Genomic DNA, 6725 nt, shown 5'->3' on the forward strand with positions numbered 1-6725 from the left:
GTGGCCGAGTTCTCGCTCGACCTGAACGAGGAACAGCGGGATCTGCGCGACTGGGTGCACGGCTTCGCCGCCGAGGTCGTGCGCCCGGCCGCAGCCGAGTGGGACGCCCGGGAGGAGACCCCCTGGCCGATCATCCAGGAGGCGGCGAAGGTCGGCCTGTACGGCTTCGAGTTCCTCGCCACCTGCTGGGCCGACCCCACCGGCCTCTCCCTCCCGATCGCCAGCGAGGAACTCTTCTGGGGTGACGCCGGTATCGGGCTGGGCATCTTCGGCACCTCCCTCGCGGTGGCCGCCATCTACGGCGCCGGCACCCCCGACCAGCTGGTCGAATGGGTGCCGCAGTGCTTCGGCACCGTCGACGAACCGGCCGTCGCCGCGTTCTGCACCACCGAGCCCGAGGCCGGCTCCGACGTCGGCGCGATGCGCACCCGGGCGGTCTACGACGAGGCCGCCGACGAGTGGGTGCTCAGCGGCCAGAAGGCGTACGCCACCAACGGCGGGATCGCCGGTGTGCACGTGGTCACCGCCTCGGTCGAGCCGTCGCTCGGCTCCCGGGGGCAGGCGGCGTTCGTCGTACCGCCCGGCACCACCGGCCTGACCGCGACCCGCAAGCTGCGCAAGCTGGGCCTGCGCGCGTCGCACACCGCCGACGTCTTCCTCGACGACGTACGCGTGCCGGGGCGCTGCCTGCTCGGCGGCCGGGACGCCCTGCTCGAACGCCTCGACCGGGCCCGCTCCGGCAAGCGCGCCTCGGGGCAGGCCGCGATGCGCACCTTCGAACTCTCCCGCCCCACCGTCGGCGCGCAGGCGCTGGGCGTGGCTCGGGCCGCCTACGAGTACGCCCTCGACTACGCGAAGGACCGGGTCCAGTTCGGCCGCCCGATCATCGAGAACCAGGCGGTCGCGTTCGCGCTGGCCGACATGAAGACGGAGATCGACGCCGCCCGGCTGCTGGTCTGGCGGGCGTCCTGGATGGGCCGCAACAACCGGCCCTTTACCGCCGGCGAGGGCTCGATGTCCAAGCTGAAGGCCGGTGAGGTGGCCGTCTCCGTCACCGGGCAGGCCGTGCAGCTGCTCGGCGGGGCCGGATTCCTGCGGGACCACCCGGTCGAACGCTGGTACCGGGACGCCAAGATCTACACGATCTTCGAGGGCACCTCCGAGATCCAGCGGCTGGTCATCTCCCGGGCCATCTCCGGCGTCCAGATCCGCTGACCGGCCGCCGGCGGCCGGCCCGCGAGCTGCGGCTCACCACGGCTGACCGTTCCCCGGCCGTTACTGCCCGGATGCCCCGCTGCCCCTAGGCTGGCGGCACCATGATCGGCTCCGGACCTCGCCGCCGTGCCCGTCACCGCCACCATGCCCGGCACCGCCAGCCAGGACCCCGGATGGCACCGCTGCTGCTGGTCGAGGCGGCGACGCTGCTGTCCAACACCGGCAACGGGGTGGCCAACGTGGCCCTGCCCTGGCTGGTGCTCGAACGCACCGGCAGCGCCACCGCGGCCGGCGTGGTCGCGGCGGCCACCGCCCTGCCGCTGCTGCTCTCCGGCCTCGTCTCCGGCACCGTCGTGGACCTGCTCGGCCGGCGGCGTACGGCACTGGTCTCCGACACGCTCTCCGCCGTCTCGGTCGCCGCGATCCCGGTGGTCGACGCGCTGCTGGGGCTGAACCTCGGCTGGATCGTGGCGCTGGCCGTGCTCGGGGCGGTCTTCGACCCGGCCGGCCTGACCGCCCGGGAGACGCTGCTGCCGGCCGCCGCACAGGCCGCCGGCTGGCGGATCGAACGCGCCAACGGGGTGCACGAGGCGGTCTGGGGGCTCGCCTTCCTCATCGGGCCGGGCGTCGGCGGCGTGCTCATCGCCGTGATCGGCCCCGGCTCGACGCTCTGGGTCACCGCCGCCGGATTCGCGCTGGCCGTCGCGATGATCGCCGCCGTCCGCCTGCCGGGGGCCGGCCGCCCCGAACGCCCCCCGTCCGGGCTGTGGCGCGGCACCGCCGAAGGGCTGCGGTTCGTCTGGCGGGACCGGCTGCTGCGGACCATCGCGCTGCTCACCATGGTGCTGGCCGCGCTCTACCTGCCGGTCGAGGGCGTGCTGCTGCCGGCGTGGTTCGTCGGTCAGGGGGAGCCGGCCCGGCTCGGCGCGCTGCTCATGTCGATGAGCGCCGGCGGCGTCGTCGGGGCGCTCGCCTCCGGAGCGGCGGGCCGGCTGATCCGTCGCCGCACCCTGATGGTGATCGCCCTCGTCGTCATCGGGGTGGCCCTCGTCGGACTGGCCACCCTGCCGCCGTTTCCGGCCATGATCGGCTTCGCCGTCGCGATCGGGCTCGCGTACGGGCCGGTCAACCCACTGTCCAACTACGCCATGCAGACCCGCACACCCGAACGGTTGCGCGGGCGCGTGGTCGGGGTGATGACCTCCTTCGCGTACGCCGCCGGCCCGGCCGGCTACCTGCTCGCCGGGCCGCTGGTGGAGTGGCTCGGGCTGCGTACCGCCTTCCTGGTGCTGGCCGGGACACTGCTGGTGGCGACGCTGACCGCCGCGCCGCTGCCGGCGCTGCGGGCGCTGGACGAGCCGCCCCGCTACCCGCCCGCCCCGCCCGGCGGCAGGCCCGACCGGGTGGCGGACCCCGTGCCGCCCACCGCGCCGGCGAGACCGGAACCCACCCCGCCCAGCGGCCCGGCGGGCCGGGCGGAGGAGCCCGCCCCGCCCCGGCGACGACGCGCTCCGGCGGCGCACCGGTACGCGCCCGGAGCGCAGGGGCCCGCCCCGCTCGACGAACTGTGGGCTCCCGCGCCGCACCGGGACGTCCCCGTCCGGAGATGACGCCCCCGGTCAGGGATGGAGCGTCAACCCGGGCGTGGTGGCGATGGCCGTCAACTGCACCATGGTGAGCACCGGCGGCGGGCCGAACCGGTGCGTACGTGTCGCACCGTTCTCCCCGCCCTCGACGTGATAGTTGTCCGTCGTCACCGTCACCGACGTGCCATCCGTCCGGCGCACCTGCGCCCAGCGCTGCACGAAGCCCTCGTCGCCCGGTTCTGCGGTGCTGGTGGCAAGGGTGCCGCCGTCCGGGAGGCGGCTGCTCGTGCAGGTGCGGGGATCGGGCGCGTCGGCGCATCCCGCAGGCGCGTCGACGGCCGTCGGGGCGAGCGACACCGTCACGTTGTCGACCTGGCCGTTCCCGTGCAGCCGGGCGTGTGCGTAGTAGTGCCAGTGGCTCTTCTCGTAGGTGAACTGGACCAGGTCGCAGCCCGGAATCGTGCCGTCGACCGACAGCCCCGCCGGCACGACGGCCGCCAGCGCCGGACGCAGCACGAGGGTCAGCCGGGCGACGCCCGCGTCAGGGCGCTCGGTCGGCCGGTCGCGCACCGTGTCGTACGACTGCTGAGGCGCCGGTGGGCCGCTGGGCTCCGGTTCCACCACCGGGCAGAGCGACGCGTCGGCGGACGGCGCACCGCCACCAACCGGCAGGGTGAGCCCGCCCGGTGCGGTGGCCGGGCCGACGAGCAGCGTCGGTGTCACCGCGACTGCGGCGACCACCGCGGCGACCCCGGTGCCCGCCGCCACCCACGCCCGATGGCGGCGGCGCTGCCGGTCGTCGGCGATCAGCCGGTCCACGTCGATTCGGGTGGGCGGCGGCGACGCCACCGCGCTGCGCATCTGCTGGGCGAGTTCATCCATCGGTGCGGGTCTCCTCGACTCGGGCCGGCACGCCCACGAGGCGGCTCCGCAGCGCCTCGATCGCGCGCGCCGACTGGCTCTTGACAGTGCCGGTGGCGCAGCCGAGTTCCCGGGCGGTCTCCTCCACGGACAGGTCGCAGAAGTAGCGCAGCACCAGGACCGCGCGGCGGCGCGGGGGCAGCTCGGCCAACAGGGCGAGAATGGTCAGCCGATCCGCGACGCCGTCGGTGGCGCAGCCGACGGTGGCATCGGGGACCTCGGCCCAGGCGGCCTCCCGCCGCCACGGCCGGCGCCGCTCGTCCAGCCACACCCGCAGCAGGATGCGCCGGACGTACGCGTCGGGGCTGTCCATCCGCGACACGCGCCGCCAGTGCCGCAGCAACCTGACCAGCGCCGTCGACACCAGGTCGTCGGCCGTGTGCCAGTCGCCACAGAGCAGGTACGCCGTGCGACGCAGCGGCTCCAGCCGCGCCCCGACGTACTCGCGATAGCCCTCGATGTCGGCAGGCAATCCCGCCACCTCCTCGCCTCACCGCTCCAACGGAGGCGGGCAGGGTGGAGGTTGCCCGGTCAGCCCGGAATGGCGATCCGACCGTCGACCGCGGCGGAGGCGATGTCGGTGCGATGGTGCGCACCAGCCAGCTCCACCCCGCCCACCAGCGCATACGCGGCGTCCCGGGCGGCGGGCAGGTCGGCGCCGGTGGCGGTGGCGCAGAGGACCCGGCCACCGGCGGAGCGCAGCGCCCCGTCGGCGTCCCGGCGGGTGCCGGCGTGGATGATCCCCGGCCCCTCGGCCCCGGTGATCACGTCGCCGGTGCGCGGGGCGGCCGGGTAACCGTCGGCGGCGACCACCACCGTGACGGCGGCGCCGTCGCGCCAGCGCAGCGGCGGATGCCCGGCCAGCGTGCCGGTGGCGGCGGCGTGCAGCAGCCCGGCCAGCGGGGTCTCCAGCAGCGCGAGCACCACCTGCGTCTCCGGGTCGCCGAAGCGGGCGTTGAACTCGATCACCCGGGGACCGTCGGCGGTGATCGCCAGCCCGACGTAGAGCAGGCCCGCGAACGGGGTGCCCCGCCGGGCCATCTCCGCCAGGGTGGGGTGGACGACGTCACGCATCACCTCGTCGACCAGGCCGGACGGCGCCCACGGCAGCGGCGCGTACGCCCCCATGCCGCCGGTGTTCGGGCCGGTGTCGCCGTCGCCGACCCGCTTGAAGTCCTGCGCCGGCAGCAGCGGCACCGCTGCCTCGCCGTCGGTGACCACGAAGAGGGAGACCTCCGGGCCGGCCAGGTACTCCTCGACGACGACCCGGCCGCACTCCTCGGCGTGCCGCAGCGCGGCGGCGCGGTCGTCGGTCACCACCACACCCTTGCCGGCGGCGAGCCCGTCGTTCTTCACCACGTACGGCGCCCCGAACTCGTCCAGCACCCGGCCGGTGCTCTCCGCGTCCGCGCAGGTGTACGCGCGGGCGGTCGGTACGCCGGCGGCGGTCATCACGTCCTTGGCGAAGGTCTTCGAGCCCTCCAGCCGGGCCGCCTCCGCCGACGGCCCGAACGCGGCGATCCCCTTGGCGCGTACGGCATCGGCGACGCCGGCCACCAGCGGCGCCTCCGGCCCGATCACCACCAGGTCGGCCCGGGTCTCCACCGCCAACGCGGCGACGGCGGCGGGGTCGGCCGGGTCCACGGGTCGCAGCTCGGCGACGGCGGCGACGCCGGGGTTGCCCGGCGCCGCGATCAACTGGTCGACGGCGGGATCCGCGGCCAGGCCGAGCGCGAGCGCGTGCTCCCGCCCCCCGCCGCCAAGAAGAAGTACGCGCACGCCCGCATCCTACTGACCCCCTCCCCAAGCCCCGTTGATCATGAAGTTGTTGTCTCGACACGCCGGCACGGACGGCAACAACCTCATGATCAACGGGGTCGGGCGACGGCGATGGCCCGACGAACGGTGTCAGGGATGTAGGCGGGGTGCAGGGTGTCGGCCCAGGTGAAGCGGAGGATCGTCCAGCCGGCATTGACCAGCCGATTCTGGCGGCGGCGGTCGGCGTGGACAGCCTCCGGGGTGCCGTGCGGGCCCCGCCCGTCGGCCTCGGCGATCACCCTCGGGCCCCGCCAGCCGAGATCCCCGATCCCGAGCAGGTAGCCGTCGTCGTCGCGCACCTCGAGCTGGAGGGCGTCCGGTGGCACCCGTCCGTCGACACAACGTAATCTCGTCCGCGTCTCCAGCGGGGACTGCGCCCGGCCGTCCGCCTCCGCAAGATGAGAACGCGCCGCCACCGCACCGCGTCGACCTCTGAGCAGGCGCGGCACGGCGAGCAGGTCGTCGTCGGTGACGAGCCCCCGGTTCAGCGCGGAGTCCAGCACGCACACCGCGGTGTAGCGGTCTTCCCGCAGGACCAGGTCGGCGACGGTCCGCAGCGGCGAGGTGACGGCGATGCCGTCGACCTGGACCAGTTGACCGGGCGCGACGGTCAACTGGTGCACCACCACCTCGGGATGAGCCAGCCGGGAGTGCCTCGCGACCGGACCGGGCATCGACAGGTGGATCGCCTGCGTCGACCGGGGCCCCGCGATTCCGTGCAGTTCGGCGGCCGTCGTCAGGACCACTGCGGCAGGCGCACCGAAGGATGCGACAGCCGCCCTGATCCGAGCCCGTCGCGGGATGCCGTCGTAGCGGTCGGCGTCGACGAGGTAGCCGCCACGGATCACCGCGCGCCAGCGACCGGATCGACAGAGCCGGTGCACGTCGTGCACCGTGAGCCCGGCCGCACGCGCCTGCGCAAGCGTCACGATGCCGTCGCGCGCACCAGCCATCGCGCGTACCACTGCCAGCGGATCCGTCCCCATACCGCCCGACTGTCCCGGCACCCAGCGACCGGCGAAACCCCCTGTGGACAACCTGCCCCACCCTGTGGACAACCTCCCGGCCCCACCCGGTCGATCATGAAGTTATTGCTTCGACACGCCGACGCCGACGGCAACAACTTCATGATCAACTCGGAGGGCAAGGGGCGCGCAGGGCCCCGGGGGGCGGGGGGGGGTCGGG

General features: G+C 74.6%; 6 protein-coding genes. 2 read left to right on the forward strand and 4 right to left on the reverse strand.

Annotated elements, in window-relative coordinates; all coding sequences use genetic code 11:
• Together KBX06_RS23845 and KBX06_RS23850 are read left to right on the forward strand one after the other, a co-directional pair.
• Window positions 1-1215, forward strand: coding sequence for an acyl-CoA dehydrogenase family protein (locus tag KBX06_RS23845; protein WP_210838811.1), 1215 nt, complete (start codon window positions 1-3; stop codon window positions 1213-1215).
• Between the two features lie 173 nt (window positions 1216-1388).
• Window positions 1389-2825 carry an MFS transporter gene (locus KBX06_RS23850; RefSeq protein ID WP_374225672.1) on the forward strand — a complete coding sequence of 479 codons (1437 nt, stop codon included), beginning with the start codon at window positions 1389-1391 and terminating at the stop codon, window positions 2823-2825.
• Between the two features lie 9 nt (window positions 2826-2834).
• Here the strand turns inward: KBX06_RS23850 and KBX06_RS23855 are convergent, their stop codons facing one another.
• The 4 genes from KBX06_RS23855 to KBX06_RS23870 all read right to left on the reverse strand — a co-directional run bounded on the left by KBX06_RS23855 (window position 2835) and on the right by KBX06_RS23870 (window position 6493).
• Window positions 2835-3683, reverse strand: coding sequence for a hypothetical protein (locus KBX06_RS23855; RefSeq protein WP_210838813.1), 849 nt, complete (start codon window positions 3681-3683; stop codon window positions 2835-2837).
• Window positions 3676-4203 carry a SigE family RNA polymerase sigma factor gene (locus KBX06_RS23860; protein WP_374225673.1) on the reverse strand — a complete coding sequence of 176 codons (528 nt, stop codon included), beginning with the start codon at window positions 4201-4203 and terminating at the stop codon, window positions 3676-3678. The genes KBX06_RS23855 and KBX06_RS23860 overlap by 8 nt, the downstream gene beginning before the upstream one ends.
• A 50-nt stretch (window positions 4204-4253) precedes the next feature.
• Window positions 4254-5501, reverse strand: coding sequence for a phosphoribosylamine--glycine ligase (gene purD / locus KBX06_RS23865; protein ID WP_210838815.1), 1248 nt, complete (start codon window positions 5499-5501; stop codon window positions 4254-4256).
• 89 nt (window positions 5502-5590) lie between these two features.
• A complete protein-coding gene (locus KBX06_RS23870) occupies window positions 5591-6493 on the reverse strand; it encodes a type IV toxin-antitoxin system AbiEi family antitoxin domain-containing protein (protein WP_210838817.1) in 903 nt (300 codons plus the stop codon).
• Window positions 6494-6725 lie beyond the last annotated feature (232 nt).

It is taken from the genome of Micromonospora sp. C31 (genome assembly GCF_018070575.1).
Taxonomy (GTDB): Bacteria; Actinomycetota; Actinomycetes; order Mycobacteriales; family Micromonosporaceae; genus Micromonospora.